This window comes from Verrucomicrobiia bacterium (assembly GCA_035495615.1).
Lineage (GTDB): Bacteria > Omnitrophota > Omnitrophia > Omnitrophales > Aquincolibacteriaceae > DATJFP01.
In genome coordinates this window covers 1-20,455 of the sequence record DATJFP010000042.1, presented here as the reverse complement: position 1 = coordinate 20,455, position 20,455 = coordinate 1, and the positions used below count along the sequence as shown (strand labels likewise).

At 55.3% G+C, this 20,455-nt stretch carries 23 protein-coding genes; 4 read left to right on the top strand and 19 right to left on the bottom strand.

Features of this window, described 5'->3' with window-relative positions:
* The 6 genes from VL688_06045 to VL688_06020 all read right to left on the bottom strand — a co-directional run.
* Positions 1-830, bottom strand: an 830-nt coding sequence (locus VL688_06045; protein ID HTL47609.1) for a glycosyltransferase, incomplete at its 3' end; no start/stop codon positions are given.
* Positions 831-895: 65 nt separating this feature from the next.
* On the bottom strand, positions 896-1,390 hold the full coding sequence (locus tag VL688_06040) for a VOC family protein (protein ID HTL47608.1): 495 nt from the start codon (positions 1,388-1,390) through the stop codon (positions 896-898).
* 174 nt (positions 1,391-1,564) lie between these two features.
* Positions 1,565-2,026: a hypothetical protein gene (locus VL688_06035; protein ID HTL47607.1), complete on the bottom strand. Its 462-nt coding sequence runs from the start codon at positions 2,024-2,026 to the stop codon at positions 1,565-1,567.
* A 103-nt stretch (positions 2,027-2,129) separates the two neighbouring features.
* Positions 2,130-2,828, bottom strand: coding sequence for a VIT family protein (locus tag VL688_06030; protein ID HTL47606.1), 699 nt, complete (start codon positions 2,826-2,828; stop codon positions 2,130-2,132).
* Positions 2,829-2,845: 17 nt separating this feature from the next.
* Positions 2,846-3,979: a fatty acid desaturase gene (locus tag VL688_06025; GenBank protein HTL47605.1), complete on the bottom strand. Its 1,134-nt coding sequence runs from the start codon at positions 3,977-3,979 to the stop codon at positions 2,846-2,848.
* Between the two features lie 157 nt (positions 3,980-4,136).
* Positions 4,137-4,493 carry a DUF1428 domain-containing protein gene (locus tag VL688_06020; protein ID HTL47604.1) on the bottom strand — a complete coding sequence of 119 codons (357 nt, stop codon included), beginning with the start codon at positions 4,491-4,493 and terminating at the stop codon, positions 4,137-4,139.
* Positions 4,494-4,691: 198 nt separating this feature from the next.
* On the opposite strand from VL688_06020, the gene VL688_06015 reads away from it, so the two are divergent.
* Complete coding sequence (locus tag VL688_06015) at positions 4,692-5,963, top strand: hypothetical protein (GenBank protein ID HTL47603.1); 1,272 nt, start codon at positions 4,692-4,694, stop codon at positions 5,961-5,963.
* A gap of 113 nt (positions 5,964-6,076) precedes the next feature.
* On the opposite strand, the gene VL688_06010 is transcribed toward VL688_06015, so the two are convergent.
* The 9 genes from VL688_06010 to VL688_05970 all read right to left on the bottom strand — a co-directional run bounded on the left by VL688_06010 (position 6,077) and on the right by VL688_05970 (position 14,221).
* Positions 6,077-6,682, bottom strand: a complete 606-nt coding sequence (locus VL688_06010; protein ID HTL47602.1) for an START domain-containing protein — start codon at positions 6,680-6,682, stop codon at positions 6,077-6,079.
* Between the two features lie 54 nt (positions 6,683-6,736).
* Positions 6,737-8,566 (bottom strand): hypothetical protein, encoded by a 1,830-nt coding sequence (locus tag VL688_06005; protein ID HTL47601.1) that lies wholly within the window; start codon positions 8,564-8,566, stop codon positions 6,737-6,739.
* Positions 8,563-9,339 carry a glycosyltransferase family 2 protein gene (locus VL688_06000; GenBank protein HTL47600.1) on the bottom strand — a complete coding sequence of 259 codons (777 nt, stop codon included), beginning with the start codon at positions 9,337-9,339 and terminating at the stop codon, positions 8,563-8,565. Before VL688_06000 ends, VL688_06005 begins: the two co-directional genes overlap by 4 nt.
* A complete protein-coding gene (locus VL688_05995; protein ID HTL47599.1) occupies positions 9,336-10,322 on the bottom strand; it encodes an NAD-dependent epimerase/dehydratase family protein in 987 nt (328 codons plus the stop codon). The genes VL688_06000 and VL688_05995 overlap by 4 nt, the downstream gene beginning before the upstream one ends.
* 51 nt (positions 10,323-10,373) lie before the next feature.
* Complete coding sequence (locus VL688_05990) at positions 10,374-10,841, bottom strand: hypothetical protein (GenBank protein HTL47598.1); 468 nt, start codon at positions 10,839-10,841, stop codon at positions 10,374-10,376.
* Between the two features lie 221 nt (positions 10,842-11,062).
* Complete coding sequence (gene cls, locus VL688_05985) at positions 11,063-12,547, bottom strand: cardiolipin synthase (GenBank protein HTL47597.1); 1,485 nt, start codon at positions 12,545-12,547, stop codon at positions 11,063-11,065.
* Positions 12,544-13,329, bottom strand: a complete 786-nt coding sequence (locus tag VL688_05980; GenBank protein HTL47596.1) for an endonuclease/exonuclease/phosphatase family protein — start codon at positions 13,327-13,329, stop codon at positions 12,544-12,546. Before VL688_05980 ends, cls begins: the two co-directional genes overlap by 4 nt.
* An 18-nt stretch (positions 13,330-13,347) precedes the next feature.
* On the bottom strand, positions 13,348-13,551 hold the full coding sequence (locus VL688_05975) for a hypothetical protein (protein HTL47595.1): 204 nt from the start codon (positions 13,549-13,551) through the stop codon (positions 13,348-13,350).
* A 94-nt stretch (positions 13,552-13,645) separates the two neighbouring features.
* Entirely contained in the window at positions 13,646-14,221 is a 576-nt protein-coding gene (locus VL688_05970) for a transposase (protein HTL47594.1), read from the bottom strand.
* Between the two features lie 404 nt (positions 14,222-14,625).
* On the opposite strand from VL688_05970, the gene VL688_05965 reads away from it, so the two are divergent.
* A complete protein-coding gene (locus VL688_05965) occupies positions 14,626-14,865 on the top strand; it encodes a hypothetical protein (protein HTL47593.1) in 240 nt (79 codons plus the stop codon).
* On the top strand, positions 14,820-15,290 hold the full coding sequence (locus tag VL688_05960) for a rhodanese-like domain-containing protein (GenBank protein ID HTL47592.1): 471 nt from the start codon (positions 14,820-14,822) through the stop codon (positions 15,288-15,290). Before VL688_05965 ends, VL688_05960 begins: the two co-directional genes overlap by 46 nt.
* Before the next feature lie 273 nt (positions 15,291-15,563).
* Here the strand turns inward: VL688_05960 and VL688_05955 are convergent, their stop codons facing one another.
* Together VL688_05955 and VL688_05950 are read right to left on the bottom strand one after the other, a co-directional pair.
* The gene (locus VL688_05955) at positions 15,564-15,875 is read right to left on the bottom strand and encodes a hypothetical protein (protein ID HTL47591.1); all 312 of its coding nucleotides are present in this window, start codon (positions 15,873-15,875) and stop codon (positions 15,564-15,566) included.
* An 83-nt stretch (positions 15,876-15,958) separates the two neighbouring features.
* Entirely contained in the window at positions 15,959-16,084 is a 126-nt protein-coding gene (locus VL688_05950; protein ID HTL47590.1) for a hypothetical protein, read from the bottom strand.
* Positions 16,085-16,368: 284 nt separating this feature from the next.
* On the opposite strand from VL688_05950, the gene VL688_05945 reads away from it, so the two are divergent.
* Positions 16,369-18,669, top strand: a complete 2,301-nt coding sequence (locus VL688_05945; GenBank protein HTL47589.1) for a hypothetical protein — start codon at positions 16,369-16,371, stop codon at positions 18,667-18,669.
* Between the two features lie 418 nt (positions 18,670-19,087).
* On the opposite strand, the gene tmpT is transcribed toward VL688_05945, so the two are convergent.
* A complete protein-coding gene (gene tmpT, locus VL688_05940; GenBank protein ID HTL47588.1) occupies positions 19,088-19,726 on the bottom strand; it encodes a thiopurine S-methyltransferase in 639 nt (212 codons plus the stop codon).
* Between the two features lie 219 nt (positions 19,727-19,945).
* The gene (locus VL688_05935; GenBank protein ID HTL47587.1) at positions 19,946-20,263 is read right to left on the bottom strand and encodes a hypothetical protein; all 318 of its coding nucleotides are present in this window, start codon (positions 20,261-20,263) and stop codon (positions 19,946-19,948) included.
* Positions 20,264-20,455: the final 192 nt, after the last annotated feature.

The following is a 20,455-nucleotide window of genomic DNA, read 5'->3' as shown; positions in this document are numbered from 1 at the left end:
AACTGATATTCGCGCTTTCGCGCCTCGACAAGATCGCCGCCCAGGCGTTTGAAGAACGACGCCGCCGCATTTCCAAGACATTCCTTCAAAAGCCACGCGGGCGGCAGCCCCCGCGCCCCTGCGGCGATGGCCACGGATACGCCTTTATTATATTTCCACTTCCGCACGTACGCCTCCGTCATCATCCGGGGCGTTATTTTGTGCCAGACATGGGCATGCGGCGTATACGCAATTCTCTTCCCATGCTTCAACAGCCTTCGAAGCATTTCCGTTTCTTCGGACAGGCCGCGCTTTCCCGCCACGATTCCCAGATCTTCCCGGAAATATCCGACTTCGTCGAAAACGCTTTTCCTGAAGGCCATGTTGGCGCCGTAAAACATATCGTACCTCGGTTTTTCCGTGACAAACGCCTCGGGAGAGAGGGCCAGGCGTCCCAGCACTCCGTCGAGATCCCCGTCCATGCGCGGGTCTTTGAACCAGGCCGGAGGTTCTTGGAGAAAAAGTGGCGAGATGCGACCGCCCGCGGCATCCGCCTGGAAGCCGTCGAAAACGTCCACCATCCCCTGCAGCCAATCTTTTTCCGGGAGGATATCGTCATCGAGAAACGCTACGAGTTCGCCCCGCGCTTCGCGGATGCCGGAATTCCTGGCGTAACTCACGCCCTGTTTTTTTTCGACAATGCGGCGGAGCGGCCAGGGAGAATTCGAGGAAAGCTCGTCAATGAGGGCGGGAGTCGAGTCCGTGCAGTTGTTGTCGACGACAAGGATTTCCGCCGCGAGCGGCGCGCGAAGGACCTGGCCGAAAAGCCCGTTCAGGGCATCACGAAGCATCTCTGCCCGGTTATGAGTACAAATTAAAACGCTGACTCGCAATCTGTCTCCGCTCTAATCGGAACTTATCCGCGCCGGGCGGTCTCGATCTTGGCGATATCGATCTTGGTCATCTCCATCATCGCCTCCATCACGCGCTTCGCGGAGGCGGTATTGGGATCGCAGATCCCCTCCATCAGCGCCCGCGGCACGATCTGCCAGCTCAGGCCGAATTTATCCTTGCACCAGCTGCAGGCGCTCTCTTGTCCGCCGTTTTTCACGATCGCATTCCAATAGCGGTCGGTTTCTTCCTGCGTTTCGGTGAACACCTGAAACGAAACCGCATCCGAGAAGGGCATTCCGGGGCCGCCGTTCAGCCCGATAAAAGGCTGGCCGAGCACCGTGAACTCAACGGTCAAAACATCGCCGGCCTTTCCATTGGGATAGTCGGCCGGCGACTTATGCACCGCGGTGACGCGGCTGTTCGGAAAAGTCGCGGCATAGAACTTCGCCGCCTCCTCGGCATTCTTGTCGAACCAGAGGCACGTCACAAGATTCACTTTATGAGTTTGAGTCGTCATGTCTTTCTCCTTCGCATCGAATCCATGAAAACAGATTCGTTTCAGTCCTCGACAATAAAAAATCCTTCCTCCCGTCAATTGAATCAGGAAGAAGGATGATCACGGCTCCGGTCTTCTAACCCCGCCCCAAGACGCCTCACTCTAAGGGGCCTGTCTCCTCTTAAAGCAAGCGGATCAGTGGAACCAATTGCGGATTTTATCGATCAGGGAATGCTTCACTTCGATCTTCATGACGTCTTCGACGTTTTCCACCACACCGTCGTCCAAAACCAGGTAAGTCTCGGGATAAAGCCAGAGCGCATGTTCTTTCGGCTCGGCCTTCGATTCATCGGCATTCGCTTCGCTCGGGCTCTGCCCTTCTTTGCTTTCCAGAATTTCGAGCGGTTTGCCGTAAGCGGAGAGCGCCTGGTCTTCGGTCATTCCCGCCGTCACAATTCCCTTTTGCACGTTCTGCCGCACATCCTCCGGCCACTCCGAATGCTGCTTTAAAATTTCCTGGCGCTTCTCGCTTTTTTTACCTTCGGAAGCATAAACGGAATAATAAAGCCCATCCTCCTGCCACGCTTTGGTTTTCCCGGCACTGGCACAACCCGAGAAGGCAAGGATGCATGCGAGTACGGCAAATTCTCTTTTCATATCATTTCCTTTGTTTTGATAAAAGCGGCCGGCGTGACGCGCCCCAGATGAGCGCCTAGTTTAGCTTGCTTTCCCCTTACGCTCAACTTGTAATTCGGCAGTTCTAAGCCCCGACGGTTCCGAAGAACGCTCCGACGGCCGCTGTCAGTCCCATGGCCAGGGCGCCCCAAAAAACGACGCGCGTTACGCTTTTCCAGACCGGGGCCCCGCCTGCCCGCGCCGCCAGCGCGCCCATCAAGGCAAGACACACAAGCGCCGTCCCGGTAACCGCGGGAACAATCCTGGACTCAGGAGCTCCCAAAGCCACCAGAATCGGAAGGGCCGCGCCGAAAGAAAAAGCCCCGGCGGAGGAAAACGCGGCCTGGACCGGACGCGCGGCAAATCCCTCGGTGATCCCCAGCTCGTCGCGCGCGTGGGCGCCGAGCGCGTCGTGCTGCATTAACTGCTCCGCCACCTGCCCCGCCAATTCCGGAGTAAGGCCGCGCTCTTCGTAGATGCCCGCGAGTTCTTTTTTCTCGTACTCCGCGTCCGTTTCCAGCTCCCGCTTTTCGCGGGTCAAGTCGGCCTTTTCCGTGTCGGCCTGTGAACTCACGGACACATATTCTCCGGCCGCCATGGACATGGCCCCGGCGACAAGGCCGGCAATGCCGGAGATCAGGACATCCCCGCGCGCGGCATGGGCCGACGCCACTCCCGCGATCAGGCTTGCGGTCGACACAATGCCATCATTGGCCCCGAGAACCGCCGCGCGCAGCCATCCCACGCGCTGAGTGCGGTGACGTTCCGAATGGTGAGTTCTCATGCTCGTCCTGTTTAGGGTTAGCTGCAGGTTTTCAGCAAGGATTTCCACTGATGGAAACTTTCCCGGAACCGGCGTCTTGCCTCCATCCTTTTAAAGGCCGCTTCCCGTCTGTTCTCGAGATAGCGTTCGAGCCGCGGGCGAACCACCGTCTGCTTATAGGCCTTGGCGCAATTTTCCCATTCGCTCAAAGTTTCCACCGCCGTCTCGTAATGGGATTTCAATTTTGCCCGAAACAGGGCAAGATTCGGCAGGGCCATGTTATTCAACCGGTCCTCCGTCCTTTGCCTCTCGGCCGACAGCCTTGCCGCCAGAATGCGGAACCCCGACACGCGTTTTAAATCCCACACAAGGCCCGCCTTTGCAAGAAGCACGATCAGCCATTTGCTCGGGTCCCACTGGTACCAGCGCACGCCATTGCGGTAGTCTCCCGGAAAACGGTGATGGAAATTGTGATACCCCTCCCCGTTCGTGATAAACGCCACAAGCCAATGGTCTTTGGCCGAGGAATAAATGTCGTAAGTCGCCTTTCCAAACATATGGCAGACGGAATTGATACAAAAGGTCGCATGGTGCACCAGGAAAAGCCGCGCGCATACGAGAATAAGGAAGGCGCCGCCCATATCGCCGTAAAAATATCCGATCAAAAGCGGCATGACGATCCCTGCGGCCGCCGCCCAAAGCTGATAGTATCGATGCTGATGCATCACAAGCCGGTTTCGCTGCAAGTCCCCGGCATTTTCAAAATGCTCGGGATGTTTCCAGAACAGCAGCCATCCGATGTGGGCGTAGAAAAATCCCTTCTTGATGCTGTAAGGATCCTGGTCGGTATCAACATACAGATGGTGGCTGCGGTGCTGGGAAGCCCAATAAAAGGCCGACTGCTCGTAAGCGGCCGCGCCGAAAAAAAGAAAGAGAAATTCCACAAGAGGGGTTGCCTTGAAGGCCGAATGCGAAAAATGGCGGTGATACCCCACCGTGATGCTCATGCTCGTGGCAAAAACATAAAAAACGGTCATCGCCATGAGGAACGGATCAACCCCGTGCCGGGCGATGTAAAACGGAACGCCCACCACGGCCCCCAGCGCCGTCACAGCAAAAAAAATGATATTCGGCCACACCTTTGTACGTTCCGACACTTTCATAGTCTCCATTGCGGCCTCCCTTCGGCTTTATAATCCGGCAAGGTTACTATACAAAAATCCACCGGCAATGCCTGTGACGGACGTCACACAGCGCTTACTTTTTCAGGCCTGTTCCCAGGGTGGCAATAGGCCTTTAGGACGAGTCGGAAGGGATATCCCTTACGCTTCAGTCATCGACAATGCTTTTGAAGCCGCCCCAGAACATGCGCCTGCCGTCAAAAGGCATTTGGGTTTTCATCATTTTGTGAACGGCAGGATCGTTCATGATTTTTTTCCAGGCCTTGTCACGGGCCGCTCTGGATTTGAAAACCGTGTAAGCAAACACCACCGTTTCGCCCGGTTTCAGTTTCACGCTCTGCGGAAAGGAGGTCCATTTTCCCGGCTTCACATCATCGGCCCAAGTCACGACATGTTCGATCGCGCCATGCTTGCGGCACACTTTGGACATCTGCATGGAATGCCGGCGGTAAGCCGCCAGATTCTTTTTCGGAACCGGAACCACAAATCCTTCTACGTATTTCATAAAGGCCTCCTTCTGTTAGATGTAGCAATATAGCAATAAAACAGGAAGCCGTCCCCAGGGGAATTGTCCCTTATTCTTTCGCTGGTTTATCGGACGCAAGCCTCCCCTTTTTCCCTCCCGGTCTATTGCATGCCGCTCAAACAGGCATTACCTTTCCAATAGCCTTAAAATCCGCTCGACTCAGAAAAAGGGGACCCCATGTTCACCATGACAAAAAAAATAATGCTCGCCATGCTTTTATTCAGCTCATGCCTTTTGATAGGGCGTCCGGCCCTGGCCCTGCAAACGACGCCCATCGCTCCGGAAAATGACCCGGCCCAGCCCACCACGACGGCCGAGAAGGCCGCGGCTCCCGCGGCTGAAGAGTCCGTCCAGGAGTCGGGCACGGTTCCGGTGGACGGCGTCCAACTGACCTCCGCGGCCGCCGACGATCAGGCGCCTGCCGATAAACCCAAGTCCGTCAGAATCAAGGATGTCGACTATAACGTCGCCGACCTGCTGAAAAATAACGTGGTCACCGAACAGGAAAGCATCAACAATCTCAAAGACAGAGCTCAAAAGCAAAATGTCGCCGTGGACGACAAGACCGTGTTCGTCCGGATCGAAAACGACTATTACGCCGTCAAAGAAGACATGGATCAAACCACTTTCACCGAAATCCTGCCTGAAAATGTGGAGCTCGATAAGCTGCCGGTCAATCAAAATGAGGGCGGCTTGGAATCCGTTCCCACTCCGATCCAGATTCAGGGCAAGGATCCGGCCGCGCAATACGATGTCATCTGGTCGGACAACACGCATTTCACAATCGGCTTTTACACGAGCGACGGGATCCTGGGTTATGCCGGCATGCTCGCCGTCGACATCAGCGGCAGCGGCCCCGTCACCGCGACCTGGTACCCGGAAACCGCCACTCAGGTCACGATCGGCGGCCAGACCTACAACACCGCGGACCTCACCATCATTTATCACGAGGGGCAGCTGCTGATCTTAGACGGCGATTTGACGCTGGCCACCTTTGATGTCGGCAAGCCGGCGGCGCCGGCCCCGAACCCCAACGGCGACGATGTCCCTAACGAGGCGGATTTGCAAATGCTTCGGGACCGGCTGGGACTCCCTCCCCAGGTTGAAGACGCGTCGAGCCATGCTCTTTCTCAAGGGGTGACGGTGGGCAATCAACCGGAAGCTGCGAATTATAACGTCGTTTGGGTGCAGGGCGATCCGACCCGGTTCAGCGTCGCATTCAATCACGAAGATCCCAATTCAGGATTGTCCCTGCCGACGGCGATCGTGTGGTTCCAACTCGGAAACAGCAATGAGGTCACCGCAGCGTGGCCGTCCACGGTTTCGACGATTACCCTCGGCGGCGCGTCTTACGACATCTCCAGCTTGAGCTATGTCTATCACGACAATCAGCTGTTTATCCTGGATGGCGACCTGACGCTTATCACGCTATCGATCCCACCGCGTTAAAGGCGTTTGTTCACGGAAGGAAGTTTTCGATAAATAGAGGGGACAGTCCCGTGCGGGCTGTCCCCTTTGATTTAACCCGGCACTTCCGCGAAGCCTATTCAACGCAGCAGCTCTTATTCTTCCAGAAGGGCGCGGAATTTCCTGAGCGTTTTAAAAGGAAGAGAGACGGTAAAGCGGTTGATGACGCCGGGAGGAATGAACCCTCCGGCGGCCGTATGGATGCGGTAATAAACCGCGGTGACGCCGTCCGACCGCGGCGTGAAACGCCACTCGGAGTCGAGATAAGTCACGCGGACCCTTCCTTTTTGGCGCGGATAAGTGCCGCTTGCGGCTTCAAGCTTATAAACCACGGCGCCATCGGCCGTCATTTTGACGCGCCGGTAAACGCCGTCGCGGTCCGCAAACGGCCAGGGCAGGTCGGCCGCAAAATACACGTTGGCTTCGTCCGCGGATTCCTGCTTAAGGAGTTGGGCTTCCTTGCATTTGTAAAACCATTCCGTCATCCGGCCGGTGTCTTCAAAAAGAGGGATGACTTTTTCGAGCGGCGCGTGGATCACGGTTTCCGCCTGAAACTCCAGAATGGGAGAATCTTTCACCGGGCGCGTGGAAACCTGGATACCTTCGAGGTCGCGCTTCAATTCCCACGGATAGGACAAGTCCGCCCACGCCTCGGTCAGAAATAAAAACAACGCAAGAATCAGAATGCCGCCTTTTTTCATGGAGGCATTGTATCAAAAAATTTGCGCGGAGGAGGGATATAGAAACTTCCCCCTTTATTTCGCCGCCAGATCCCCTATCCGGTAAATGAGGTACGTGCCGTTCCGGTAAACCGGCGGAACGCCAAAGTCCGGAACGCCGAAGAAGGCCGAACGCAGCACCAGATAATCCGCGCCGATGTACCGGGCAAAACGAATCCACACGCCCACGTCGCTGCGCTGTTCCGGCGAAATGCCGGAAAGATAAGCGGTCACTTTCTCGTCAAGGGCGCGGAGGCGTGCGTCACCCGTATAAACGTAATAGTAGGGTCCCGCGCGTGTCCCCAGCTGCGCGGCACGGCCGCTATAAGTGCGCCAGGAGATGCCGTCGACCAGAAAAAGCGTCCCGGGCTCGGTATGCTCGCGCGCCCAGATCTGCGCCGCATACATGTCGCGGCGGATCGGCGCCGAAAAAAGCCGGGCATTGTTGCCGGCCTGAAGACCGATAAAGCCGGCCAGCACGACAGGCCAGGGCGTGCGTAACGCGCTCAAAAAGCCGGCCGCGGCGACGGCGCTTTGCATGACCAGCGCAACCGGTGTGCGGTTGGCGTGTAATTTTTCCAAAAAAAACGGCAAGGAAAACGAACCTTTGAAGGCACCCTCAACGAGAAACTGCTGGAGGGCGGGAGAATAACCGCTGATCCAGAAAATAGTCCAGACAGCCGCGGCTCCTTTGAGGACAGCCGTGCGCGCGGGAGAAGACAGGCCGCGCTTTTGCAGACCCGCCGCGGCGGCAAGCAGAAAGACGGGCAAAACGTCCCATCGGCCCAGGCAAATCTGAGCCGTGACGACAGCCGCCAGAAACCGGAGGTGACCGAAAGGAGAGCGGATCTGGCCAAGGAGCCAGACCGCAAGGACCGGCAGCGTCACGGCCCAGGCCATAACCGGGGCGCGCAAGCCATTCAGACGGATGAGGGCCGGGATTTCGAGAGCGTGGCCCAAGGGCTGGCCGGCCATCAGAAGAACAGCCGCGATCCATGAAGCGCGGATGAGGCGTTCGTAGGCCGGGCCGAAAGCGTTCCATGCGGGCCGCGAGATCCACAACAGCATCACGAGATGGGCGACCCAAAAAAGCTGCGTTCCCATGAAAGGGTCACTCCAGGGCGTCATGTGCGGATTATGGCGCAGGGCGTCCATCACCGCGGCTTTTCCCGCCTGAGGCACGGAAGCCATCGCCAGGCTCGGAAAGATGAATGCGGCGGCCGATGCGCAAGCCAAAGCGAGCCAGATCGCAGGACTCCTTCCTGCCTCGCGGTCGACCAGCGCATAAATCGCGCCCGCGCCCACGGCATAGATGCCGAAGGCAGCGTGAAGTAAGGAACCCAGCGCAAGCAGCAGTCCGGCGGCGGGCATGTGCCTGCGCGTCAAGGCAAACAGACCGGCCCAGCAAAAGGGAACCGCCAGATAGGCGTCGTAAGGAACGGGATAATAAGCGATGTAGTGGGACAAGTTCCATGCGTGAAATCCACTGAGAAGGGCCAGCGTCCAGACCATGACGCTCTCGCCCGCATCCAAAGACCGCAGCGCGAGGACATAAAAAAAGCCGGGCGCGATGAGCTGAAACGCCATCAGGCCCAGATGCAGGGCTCCGATCGAAAGGCCCAACCGGTTCAAGAAAAGGACGAGGTGCGGCATCAAAGAGCTGGCCATCTTCAGCGGAGCATAGTATTGGACGAAATCGCCTTTGAAATACTCCGGGTGTTTCAACACGGCCAGCCAGGTCATGAAGTTTTCGTCGTTGCCCAGGCTTGCCACCATGTACGAAAAATAGAGGATATGCGGGAGGATATAACAAAGGCTGGCGGCCGCAAAAAAAATCCACACGCGCCTGGTCATGGCGATCTTCACGGCATGCGTCCTGACGTGCCGGCCATGCGCCGCCAGCGCGGGACCGAGAAGAAAAGCTGCGCATAACCTGCCGCGGTACGCAGGACGCGCATTTTGCTTCCGCCCCGGCGGCCGGTCCAGTCGATACGCGTCGGCACGCGCTCGGGCCGTGCTCCGGTAAGCGACGCCTTAAAAAAAATTTCGGCAGCCCATGCGAAGCCGTCGGACTCCACGATGCCCGGCCCGAAAGACGCCTGCAGACGCCGGATGAGCTCGCCTCCGTGAAGACGGAAAAAATTACTCAGGCTTCCGCGGCCTTTCGCACGGAACAGCGAACGCGTCACAAAATTTCCCGCCCGGCTCAGGCCGATGCGCCAGGCCGGCACGGCCGCAAACCCGCCGCCCGCCGCTTCCGGGTCGGCGAGCACGAGCGACGCTCCCTGGCCGCGGCGCTCGAGCATGTCCGTAATCAGGGCAAGATTGCTGCTGTTGTCGCCTTCCAGCGTGACCACCGCATCCTCGTCGCGGACCGAGCCGTGGAGCCACTCGAAAGCGGTGCGAACCGCGGCGCCAGGCCCGCGGTTGACGGGATGCGACAGAACCGTCAGGTCCTGTCCGCGCGAGGCCTGCCGCAAAGCATCGGCCGTGCCGTCGGTGCTCCCGTCGTCGACGAAGATCAGCCGCGGCCGGTAATTCTCCAGATGTTGAAGGATCTCGGCGGTGCGTGCCATCCAAGTCTCCGCATTCGCTCTTTCGTTGAAGACCGGAACGATGAGATGGAGAGCGGGCTTCATGCGGGCTGAAGGGAAATTTCGCGGCGCCTTTCAGCGAGGAGGGACTGGAGCGCCTCTTCCAGGCGGTACCGGGGACGATAGCCCAGCAGCCGCGCGGACTTCTCGAGGCACGGCAGGCGGCGCGGAATTTCGCGGTATTCGCCAAAGATGTTTGCCATGGGGATAAACTGGAAGGCCGGCTCGCCGTTTTTTCCCGCGAGGCGATGAATCAGCCGCGCGGTGTCGATGACACTTATTTCTTCATCGCCTCCGATATTCAGGATTTCACCCACCGCGGGCGTGCGCATGGCGAGCCATGTCCCCTCGACCAGGTTAAGAGCGGAAGTGGCGGAGCGTGTCTGCAGGCCGTCGCCGTGGATGGTGAAGGGCTCACCGCGCAGGGCCTGGTCGGCAAAGACGGGCACGTGGCCGCCGCGCCAGTCGAAGCACGAGCGGTGGCTGAACCCGCCGAAGTAACGCAGCACGACAACGCGCACGTTCTCCTGCTTCGCGTAGGCCAGAGCCAGGGATTCGGCGTAGAGTTTGGAGGCGGCATAGGCCCATCGCTTGGTGCCGGGGACGCCCAGCACGAGGTCGCCCGTTTCACGGAAGGGAAGTTCTGTGGAAAGGCCGTAAACATCGGCCGTGGAGGCCAGCAGCACCGCCGCGCCCGTCCGGCACGCGAGCCGCAGGCAGCTCTCCGCGCCTCCCCCGTTCACCTGCAGGGTTGCCAGCGCGTCTCCGGACTCCCCGCATTTCTTCATCGCCGCAAAATGCAGGATCCAGTCCAGCCGCTCCCCCGCCGCCGCGGAAAGCGCCTCGAAATCGCGCACATCCGCCTGGACAAAACGGAACCGCGGACTCGTGAGATGAGAATTGATGTGCGACAGCTTCCCGGCAGAGAGATCGTCGATGCCTATGACCTCGGCGCCTTCGGCCATAAGCCGGTCCAGCATGTGCGACCCCATCATCCCGGCGACACCGGTGATCAGAACCCGAAGCATGGGAACCTTTCTTGCAAGCAGCTTTTTAGGATTGGCAGAGCGCCCTTTATTCTAACCCGGCGCTTTTGGAAGGGGTACCTTTAATTCGGTAATTTCCGTATGACGGATTTGCCCTCCCAGGGCCGAAACGCGGATGAGGAAAAATAACACCCCCACCGACAACACGAGGACGAGGATCGACCCCGCGCGCAGCTTGGCGGGATCCCGGCTAAAAAAAAGCGCGGCCGCGCAAACGGCGCCGAGCGTGAGAAACGCGGCGAGCGCGGGCTTTGCCGCCTCCTCATGCGCTTCAATCCTGCTTTCGGAAATCCCCTGATAATGCTCCATCCGCTCTTCGGACCTCTCGCCCGAAAAATAGACGGGAACGATGACGAGCGCCCCCATAAGGATGATTCCGAGCCCCGCCTTTTCGAAATCCGGGTTTTTGATGATCAATCCAAGCCCCGTGAGCGCAAGACCGATGAAACATGCGGCAAGGGGTGCATGACTGACCGCGAGGTGAAAATGAACTGGATCCATCGAAGACCTCCCTTCGGAAGCGAAAATGACAGGCACGGCTTCAGGAGCCTTCTTTCACAAGTGTCTGTTTCCCGCTTTGGGTTATTTAAGCTCTTGGTTTTTTATTGAATATAACAGTTCGATGCCCTGTTTTTCCGTGACGGAAGTCACAAAGGAGTGTCTTGGGCAATTCCAAACCGTTCCCCTTTTATAAGCTGACCCTTTTCCGCCAGCCGCTCCGGTTACATGATGTTCGCCAGAAGGCGCGCAAGTGAATTGCGCAGTCTCGCCGCCACGGAAATGCGGTTGAATTCCGCAAGCTCCACTTGCTTGCAGGCTTTGAGATCGAGCTTGATCTGATCGTCGATCTTTCGGGTCGTCGCTTCGTCGTAGAAAACGGCATTGACCTCATAGTTGAGCTTCAGGCTGCGGATGTCGAAATTCGTCGTGCCCACGGAGCACACCTTCCCATCGATCGAGATCATCTTCGCGTGCATGAAGCCCTGCTGGTATTGAAAGATTTTGACCCCGGCCTTCAGGAGTTCGTCAAAATAGGAGAACGCCGCCCAGTAAGGCAGCGGGTTGTCCGGGATGCCCGTCATGAGGACCGTCACGTCGAGCCCTCGAAGGGCCGCCGTCTTCAAGGCGACAAGCAGGCTGGCCTCGGGCACAAAATACGGCGAAACGATCGTGATGTTTTTCTGGGCCAGCGTGATCATCGTAAAAAAAAGATGCAGCAGCGCGGGCCATTGGGTGTCATAGCCCGAGGTCGGCAGCTGCAGGGGAAGCTCGCCTGTGGGTTTCGCGCTTTCTTCGATTCCGGAGTAATAGTTCAAATCGAAACACGTTTCTTCGTTTGTGGTATTGAACCAGTCGATCGCATAAACCGCCTGAAGCACGTTCACCGATCCGCCGGTGAGTCTCATGTGGGTGTCGCGCCAGGATTTGTATTTTTTTCCGCCGTCGATGTACTCCTGCCCCAGGTTCATCCCGCCCGTATACCCGACGGCGCCGTCGATCACCGCGATCTTGCGATGATTGCGGTGGTTCATGGTGTGAAACCTGAATCCCGACAGATAATTGAAGAAAGGATAGATCTTCACGCCGGCCTTGCGGAGTTCCCGCTTATAGGCAGGGCTGAGGGTGAAAAAACAGCCGGAATAATCGTAAAGGATGCGGACCTCCACCCCTTCGGCCGCCTTTTTAATAAGCAGGTCTTTCATTTTTTGCGCCACGGGATCTTTGCCCGAATACCAAATGAAATATTCCATGTGGATGAAATGCTTCGCCTTTTCGATGTCCGCGAACAGGGCGTCAAACTTCGCCCGCCCGTTGTGAAAAAATTCCACCGTATTGTTCGCGGTGACGAACGACTTTGAATTCCGGTAAAGCAGCTGCATCATGTCGTCCTGGTAGGTCCTCTCCGGATTCTTGACCCTGTTGATGAAGCCGGCCTGGGCAGCGGCGAGCGGCTTAAAGATCGCGATGAGGTTTTTGGCGACCACCTGCGGCAGCTTTTTATCGCGGTTGTACCGTTTCCGTCCGTTGTGGCCTATGAAGTAATAAATCACGACGCCCAGGCCCGGCATCAAAATAAAAATAAGGACCCAGCCGAAGGTTTCCGCGGGTTCACGGTTATCGAGCAGGAGGGAAAAGATCGTCACGATCATATAGATCTGGAAGCAAAGCAAAATAAGCGAAGTGAAATTAAGATCGAAATGCATCATGGAGAGACCTCGTTCAAAGCGAAATCCGCGATCATGGGCAAATGGTCGGAGGCGCTTATCGTCAGCGGCGTCGAGGGAATCCGGGTGTCAAGGAGCCGGACATCGCCTTTAAAAAAAATCCGGTCGACTTGAAAAACAGGCAGGAAGCTGAAAAAGGTTTTCCGGGGCGCGCCCCTCACCGACTTTCCCGCTTCATCAAAATCCCGCTCGAAAAGCCTGCCGGCCGCGGAATCCGGCCCGGCATTGAAGTCGCCGCAGAAAATAACCGGAAGCGAGGGATCGGGAAGGGCGCCCATCCAGTCCGTTCCGAACAGGGACTCCGCCTGCGCCAGCCTTTCTTTCGGCCTGAGGCTGAGGTGCGTATTCATGAAATAGAGACTGCCCCCCGGCGCCTGCACGCGGCAAAAGATCGCTTCCCGGGGTTCGAAAAAAGGATCCAGCCACGAGGCCCGCAGAAGAGACGGCCTGTCGCGGCCCACGAGATGTCCCGCCTTGACGACTTCACTCGGGTAGCGGCTGAGGACGGCAATCCCGTAATGTTCCCCTTCGAAAATCACCGCGGGCTGAAAGTGGCAGTGCATTCGAAGGGCTTCCGCAATGACTTTGGGCTGGTCCGAACGCCCGCTGCCCCGCCGGTTCACATCGAGCTCCTGCAGAGCGACCAGATCGGGCGCATACTCCTGGATCACGCGCGCAATGCGCTCCGGCCGGACCCGGAAATCAAGTCCCCGGCAGCTATGCACGTTGTAAGTCATGACCCGCAGTCGGTTCTTGTCCGCCAAAAAAATCCCTTCTTTATTCTAAAAAATCATATTGAAGGGCAGCGCGATCACTTCACCGACCGTCCACAAAATCCCGCCGACCAGTTTCACCAGCCCGACCGGAAACTGCACGGCCCCCTCGCCTACAGTGGCCACGGCCTGATCCAGGCTCGCATGCGCGGAAACCGCCGCAATCGTCATGAAAAACAGGATGGTCACAAAAAAACCTAAATATTTTTTCATGTTTTCTCCTTGGTTAACATTATTGCGGGCCTGAACCCGGCACTTCAGCGAAGCAGCCCTAGGGTTTCAGAGAATAGACCCATTATTGCACCGTCTATTCTCTCAAGGCCCGCTGTTTATCAAAAACAAATTGGCGGGATCCAATATAATCGCCGGACTCAACTTCCCTGAGATCGGCGCGGGCAGAACAGTCATAATCATCGATCAAATCATCCTTTTTCCCAAGAAAATAATGGCAGCTCGAACTATACTTCCATTCTTCGGGCGCCGCAACCAAGCCGGCCTTCACGGGATTCAACTCAATGTAAGTGCCGCACGCGAGCAGGTACGTCTCGTCCTGGATCAGCCGGCTTCCGAATCGCCCCCACCAGACAGGTCCTTTGTGCTCATATTTTTCGTTATACCAGCGCACGTAATCTTGCTTGATCTCCCGAAGCGCTGCCGAAAATGCCGCGACCTGATGGACCGAGACCGCCAGGTGGAAATGCGTGTTCATAAGACAATAATGATGGATGCGATAACTATATTTCTGCTTCGTATCAGTCAACAGACGCTTGAAACACTGGAAATCATCGCCCTCGCGAAAAATATTCCGCCTTTCCAGCGCCCGCGAATACACATGCGCATAGCATCCATCGTCCAGGACCTTGCTTCGAGCTCTTCTGGGCATAAAAAAATCCTCCTCCCGTAAATCTAATCAGGAAGAAGGATCCTCACAACCCCAGTCTCTTTAACCGCGCCTCAAAGGCCCACTTTCCACTCCATAGGGGCCTGTCCCCATGCCCTGTCCCCGTGTCCTGTCCCTAGGGACTGTCCCCTTATTTATTTCTCCTTAATGGCGGGAATAAAGCTGGGATTGCCCCACTTATGCTGTCATACTCGGTTTATCGGGTTGATCTCACGTTCGACCCCGCTGGTTTCGAAGAAAGCCTCGACTTTTCTGATGGCGGCCGAGTCCTACTTTCCTCCGAATCGCTTCTTTCGGCCCAAACATTCCCCACTCACGGGCCTTCGGCTGAGCCTTTTGCCTTTCACACGGAAAAGGCCCGCAAAATCCATCACAAGGAGAGCCTCATGATCCAGATAAGGCGAGAAGCAAACGAGCCCAGTCCGCGGCGCGAAGACCTTCCGGGCAAAATTACGCCGGAACCCAACATCGAAGAACGCGCGCCCGAAGCGTCCTTGCAGGATTGCATCCCCGGCATGTACGTTCCCAAACTCAATTATGACCAGGACCACGAAGACGACATGGAAGATCTAATCGAAGCATGGGAACTGGGACGAAGGCCCGCCCCCAGCGGCAAGGCTGCGTGATTCCGATATTTCCGCCAAACAAGAAAATTGAAAGGACATTCATGACCCCAGAGACCAATGAAAGCTCCGCGCCAGTCAAAGCAAAAGTGGTTACCAAAGATGAATTGTTCGGAAGGCTTCAAAGAGGAGAATCGATTCAGCTCGTGAACGTTTTGCCTCCGGCGCAGCACACGCTCGGATTCATCAAAGGATCGCGGTGCATTCCCCTCGCAGAGTTACTTGACCGGCTGATCGAGATTAATCCGTCCATGCCGGTGGTCACGTACTGCTCCGGCGCCGGAAGCAACAGCGCCTTGCGCGCGGCGGAAAAACTTGCGGCCAAAGGATTCGATGCGAGCGCTTACACCGGCGGCATCAAAGAGTGGAAAGCCGCGTGCCTTCCTCTCCAGAACAGGCCTTCCATTTACTACACTGGGCACTCTTAGCTCCAGAGGCTACAAAGAAAAGCCCCCCTTCCGGATGTGTGCGTAAACGGGACTGGGGCCCGAAGAGAGGGGTAGACCTTACCCTTCCCCGCCGGAACCGGTCCGGTTACAATTGAACCCGGCACTTTTGGAACCGGTACCTTTATCTACTGGAAATCGGAGCGCCAAACTAAACTCCGGAAGTAAGCCTTAAAACAACGGGGGCAGTCCTTAGGGACTGCCCCCGTTCTTATTTAGACCTGTCCCCAAGGGGGACTGTCCCTTTATTACCCGTTATTTTTTGCCGAGCCATGCCAGGGCGGACGGCACATCGTGGAAAAGGGAAAAATCATCTTCCGCAAAGGCCAGCCGCGCATGATAAGCAAGGCGGGTGTCGGGAGAAAACACGATGGCGCGCTTGAGCTTCGGTCCTTCCCGCTGCTGGTCCAGCTTCCACAGCTCGAGCGGAATGTCGGTGGCGGGCACCGCCATTTCCAAACCGTCAAAAAGCACTTTTTTGAGCCCCTTCTCGCGGATAAGCGCATGCAGCCGTTCATGGGATTCCCGGACAAGCGGCACCGTCACCGCGCCCTTCACACGGATCACCGCAACGTCTCCCTCAGCTTCAATTGTCACCTGGTTATGCACGTTATCCTTTCAGAGGGACCTGTCCCCTTTGGGGACAGGTTTTACCAGCCGCGCGAATTGTTGGCGGCCTGCTTGGCTTGCTTGTCCTTACGTTTTTCCATAAGCGACTTGGCGGCCTTTTTCTTGCCCGTGCCTTTGTTTCCACTTCTTTGCTGGGATTGCGCCATAAGGGCCTCTCAAGGTTGAGGATGATGGGAGGGAAAGAACACTGCATCCACTATACAGGAGATCGCCTCGGCAAAGGGATTTAATACAGTACGAGACTGGGTCCCAAAGGGAGGGGTTAGACTAACCCTTCACCGCTGGACCCGGTCCGGTTACTTTATTTTTGTTCGATTTATTAGCTATATAATGAATTTGATTACTATTTAATGATTGTTTTTATTTGAAATTTACTGGACGGCCTTCTACTCTTTTGTTAGTCATAAAATAAGCCGCTACGGAGGATAGGATGCCCACCCGCTTGAATACACTCGCAATTTTTTGTGCAGTCTTCATGCTTCAGATTTTCAATCCCGCGCTCATGCCTTGCGCCATGGCTCAGTTTACGGAGGAATACGCCGCTCCCAGCGACGAAGAAAATACCGCTTTCACAGAAGCCAGTCAGACAGAGTCCAGTACTTCCGAAACGGAAATCCCTTTGGATGCGTCGATGCCCGGGATGCTGGAAGACAATCCGTTAAGCGCGACGGCGGCACAAACCTCCGCACCGGCCGAGGCCGGGGATGAGCCCGCGCCGGAAGAGAATCCCGCGCCCGAGCCGCCGACATCCGGCGGTGACGGCACGAAGGCAAGCCCCTATTGGTGGACATGGACGAGCAGCGACGGGCTGAGTAAGTCTTACTCTTCCAGCTGGAGCGAATCAACGGCGGACGAGAATCATTCGCTCGACGAGGGCCACAGCCTCAATCAGTCATGGTACCGCGCAAGCGTGGATGATGACTGGATCCTGAGCTCCAAATCCGAATATTCCTGGCATTCCACATGGAACGCCACCTTCAATGCGGACGGCGGTTATGAAGCGACTTACGAATCCCGTAACGACAGCGAAGAATTTCAGGAAGGCTCGGATGCGGTTATCACTTCGAACAACAGCTATTCGAAGTACATTACCGACGGAGCGGGCCGTGTCCTCCACGACGAATCGTGGTGGCGTGACAATGACGACGACGGCAGGAAATCCGGCTACCAAATTATCCGCACCTTTCTTTCAAACGGAAATGTCGGCAGCGAAACCAACATGAGCTGGGACGGCCAAGGCCATCAGCACACCGATTTATATTCCCATACCGAATCGCTAAACGGCTCGGGAGTTCAAACGAATACCGATACTAATGAACAGCAAGACCATGATTGGGACTCCGGTGCGGAAAAATACAAAATCAAAAGCCGCAGCGGCAGCAGAGTTTCGCAGGACTCATGGAGCTTGTACCAAGACGGCGACGACATCGATTGGGGGAATCATCAAAAAATCGAAAAAATGCAATGGCCGGATATTGAAAACGACGGCTCGGTGGAATACATTCTCGAATTTGAAACCCGGCAAGCTACTGTCCGTAAATATGCCGGCGCCGGAGAACAGAAATATCTTACAGACTCATTAGATGAATCCTGGTACAAAACAAGCTCCGATGCCACAAAATGGGGTTACAAAAACTCCATGACTTTTAACGGGCATCTGCAGGAAAATACCGACATCAGCTGGGATAACGGCACCCAAACGACTCACTTTAAAAGCCGCGATGAAACGGGCACTGTGAAGGATAAAAAAACAACGGATATCGAAATCAATAAAAAACATCTCTGGGATCAAGGCGAAGAAAAATGGAAATTAACGGAAATTTCAGGAGATGAAACCTTGATCGAGGACTGGGACCGGAGTATTACGAATCATGACGATACGGGATATCACGAAACTCGGAATACGCTGGTGTGGGAACCCGTGGATGAGGCGAGCGCGCCTGTGAAGCATAAAAATTTTGAAAAATATACCAAACTCGAAATGATTACCATGCCGGATCCGGATGGTAATTATGCCTCGTATGACCTTAATGAAAATTGGTCGCTTGTGGACGTTACGAAGCAGGACATCATGGCCGACCAAGCGGACAGCAAGAAGCGGGGCACCCGTTTAGAGCATTATTATTATCCGCCCAGCACGGGAATGACCAAGCCTCAAAAAGAAATCAAAACCCGATGGATGCTCGGCCTTGAAACCATTGATACCAAAACTTTCAGCTGGAGTTTTTTAAATTCGACCACGGTTTCGCATACCAGCACTGACACGCACGTCGCAAATCGTTGGGATACTGCAACCCGGACGTGGCAGTGGGAATGGACAAAAAACATAGCCAACACGACGCAGGTTAGTAAACAAACGAATGCCGACGGGTCATTCACAGGATCCGTCAATGAACATCAAATCGAAACCAATACGAGGCCCAGCGGCCAGAATTCCACCCAGACATGGGACACCCTCCGCTCGCTTCAGACCGATCCGAACGGCATTGTTAAAAGCGTAACCAAGCGGAACCTCTATAACGGACTAGACACAGAAGACGGCTATGTCATTACAGTCACACCGCCCGCATGGCCGTGGTTGGATACTTATTCTATTAGTCTAACGATTTATCATCAGGGCGGCGGCGTGACCCCCTTCAATTTCACAGAGGACGGGATTCAAGGATTCTCCGGAATATATGGGGATCCCGTAAGAAGCGACATTGACACTTATTGGGATGCGTGGCGGTAAAACCAGGACCGTTTCACGATATCCGGTAAGGAATAAAATTAAGGACGGTTCTGAGAGGGACACAGCTACATTCGTATCCGCTTCAAATCCATCCCCGCCAGAACCGTCCCCATTTTTAATCTCGAGCATTCTCTCCTTGAGCTGGCTGAGATACTCGAGGTCCACGGCCCGCAGTTCCTTTTTATACTCGAGCAATTGCTCATGAGTGAGCGCCAGCGCTGGGACCGGCAAAAAGAGAGCCATGCCGAACACAGTCCAAAAAAGCGGCTTTATCAATCGTTGCATCATTTCAATCATGTCCTTTTTATTTAGACCTGTCCCCAGTGGGGTCTGACCCCTTTTGTTCCGGTTCTGCCAGGGACGGGTTTCATACCTGTCCCCCAGAGAACCGGTACCGCTATCGGTACCGCTATCTTGTTTATTTTTTTGTCGACAACAGCCATGCATTCTCGCTGGCCGCGCATTTTCCTTTTAATCCGCCCGGCACAGCGACGCTTTCAAGTAAAGTCACGTCATAGCTCCCATAGCGCTCCCGGATTTCGTCGCCGCTGATAGAAAAAGGAGGCCCTTCCATCTGCGCTTGGTCATATTCGTAGGAAATGAGCAGCTGCGGCGCTTCACGAGTCACATCCTGGACCTGTGCCGCATAGCGTTTACGCATTTCTTTGGGTAGTGCCACCAAAGCTGCCCGGTCATAAACGGCGCCGACCGGACCCAGCAGGCTTTTGGACAAACAAAAGATATCTCCGACGAAGATGTCGATATCTTTTGCGCTATAACGTTTCGCCTCTCCAGCGCGGGTTATTTCGAATTCCATATCGAGATCCGCAAATAATTGCTCGATAGCCAGAGCCACCAGTTCCGATCCCACGATACGATAACCTCGGGAAAGAAACCAACTGATATCCCGCGTTTTGCCGCATAGCGGCAAGAACACCCGGCTTTCCCGGGCTAAAGAGAGCTTGTCGAAATATTTCACCAGGAGCGGATTGGCTTCACTTCCATGGAATGCAATGTCATTCTTTTCCCATTTTCGATGCCAAAATGCCGTATCCATCATCGCGATCCGCCGCTTTTAATCATCATAATAGAACGTGGGGTCTGACCCCTTATTCTTTCTTTTCAAAAATCGGGGACGGTTCTGAGAGGGACACAGCCACTTCCGTTCCAAGTCTGTCCCCGCCAGAACCGTCCCCATTATTCATAAATATTTTTTCATATTTTCTCCTTGGTTAACATTATTTCAGGCGTGAACCCGGCACTTACCTTTATTTTTTCAGGCCCATTCCATCAATTCGATACCCGCTTTCCAGTGATCAGGTATTATTTTATTTCTTTTTTGCTTCTTTCCTGGATTAACACAAACTCGTTCTTCCTTCCAAAGGTTATCCCAATACTTTTGAGAAACCCTCATGTCACACGTTTCATCAGACCGCCGGGAAGCATCATTCCCTTGGGGGAAGTTTGGATAACTCAGCGCCCCCTCTTTCTCTCTTTTTTTCTGGGGTATCTCTTTCGGGGTCTTTCCAAATTGCCTTTGGTTATCGAAAGAAATCATTCGTAATCTTCTAAAAAAATCCACTTTTTTGCTCATGTGGTCACCAATCATTGAATCTCTCCCCTATTCAACCTGTTTTTGTTACGGGACCGGGTCCCAAAGGGAGGGGTTAGCTTAACCCTTCCCCGCCGGACCCGGTCCGGTTACTATTGTTTTCCTTTGACAGGGATTGCACCAAGCTCATTTAGTTCTTGAGTGCTCAAAATTCGATGCGCTTTGCGCACAACC

Bases quoted from the DNA above. Each gene is read 5' to 3' on its own strand.
- VL688_05990 (HTL47598.1), bottom strand. From the start codon at position 10,841: ATGGATCCAGTTCATTTTCACCTCGCGGTCAGTCATGCACCCCTTGCC.
- VL688_06010 (HTL47602.1), bottom strand. From the start codon at position 6,682: ATGAAAAAAGGCGGCATTCTGATTCTTGCGTTGTTTTTATTTCTGACC.
- VL688_05960 (HTL47592.1), top strand. From the start codon at position 14,820: ATGGGAACTGGGACGAAGGCCCGCCCCCAGCGGCAAGGCTGCGTGATT.
- VL688_06035 (HTL47607.1), bottom strand. From the start codon at position 2,026: ATGAAAAGAGAATTTGCCGTACTCGCATGCATCCTTGCCTTCTCGGGT.
- VL688_06015 (HTL47603.1), top strand. From the start codon at position 4,692: ATGTTCACCATGACAAAAAAAATAATGCTCGCCATGCTTTTATTCAGC.
- cls (HTL47597.1), bottom strand. From the start codon at position 12,547: ATGATGCATTTCGATCTTAATTTCACTTCGCTTATTTTGCTTTGCTTC.
- VL688_05935 (HTL47587.1), bottom strand. From the start codon at position 20,263: ATGAGCAAAAAAGTGGATTTTTTTAGAAGATTACGAATGATTTCTTTC.
- VL688_05945 (HTL47589.1), top strand. From the start codon at position 16,369: ATGCCCACCCGCTTGAATACACTCGCAATTTTTTGTGCAGTCTTCATG.
- VL688_05970 (HTL47594.1), bottom strand. From the start codon at position 14,221: ATGCCCAGAAGAGCTCGAAGCAAGGTCCTGGACGATGGATGCTATGCG.
- VL688_06020 (HTL47604.1), bottom strand. From the start codon at position 4,493: ATGAAATACGTAGAAGGATTTGTGGTTCCGGTTCCGAAAAAGAATCTG.
- tmpT (HTL47588.1), bottom strand. From the start codon at position 19,726: ATGGATACGGCATTTTGGCATCGAAAATGGGAAAAGAATGACATTGCA.
- VL688_06000 (HTL47600.1), bottom strand. From the start codon at position 9,339: ATGAAGCCCGCTCTCCATCTCATCGTTCCGGTCTTCAACGAAAGAGCG.
- VL688_06025 (HTL47605.1), bottom strand. From the start codon at position 3,979: ATGGAGACTATGAAAGTGTCGGAACGTACAAAGGTGTGGCCGAATATC.
- VL688_06030 (HTL47606.1), bottom strand. From the start codon at position 2,828: ATGAGAACTCACCATTCGGAACGTCACCGCACTCAGCGCGTGGGATGG.
- VL688_05965 (HTL47593.1), top strand. From the start codon at position 14,626: ATGATCCAGATAAGGCGAGAAGCAAACGAGCCCAGTCCGCGGCGCGAA.
- VL688_05975 (HTL47595.1), bottom strand. From the start codon at position 13,551: ATGAAAAAATATTTAGGTTTTTTTGTGACCATCCTGTTTTTCATGACG.
- VL688_05995 (HTL47599.1), bottom strand. From the start codon at position 10,322: ATGCTTCGGGTTCTGATCACCGGTGTCGCCGGGATGATGGGGTCGCAC.
- VL688_05950 (HTL47590.1), bottom strand. From the start codon at position 16,084: ATGGCGCAATCCCAGCAAAGAAGTGGAAACAAAGGCACGGGCAAGAAA.
- VL688_06040 (HTL47608.1), bottom strand. From the start codon at position 1,390: ATGACGACTCAAACTCATAAAGTGAATCTTGTGACGTGCCTCTGGTTC.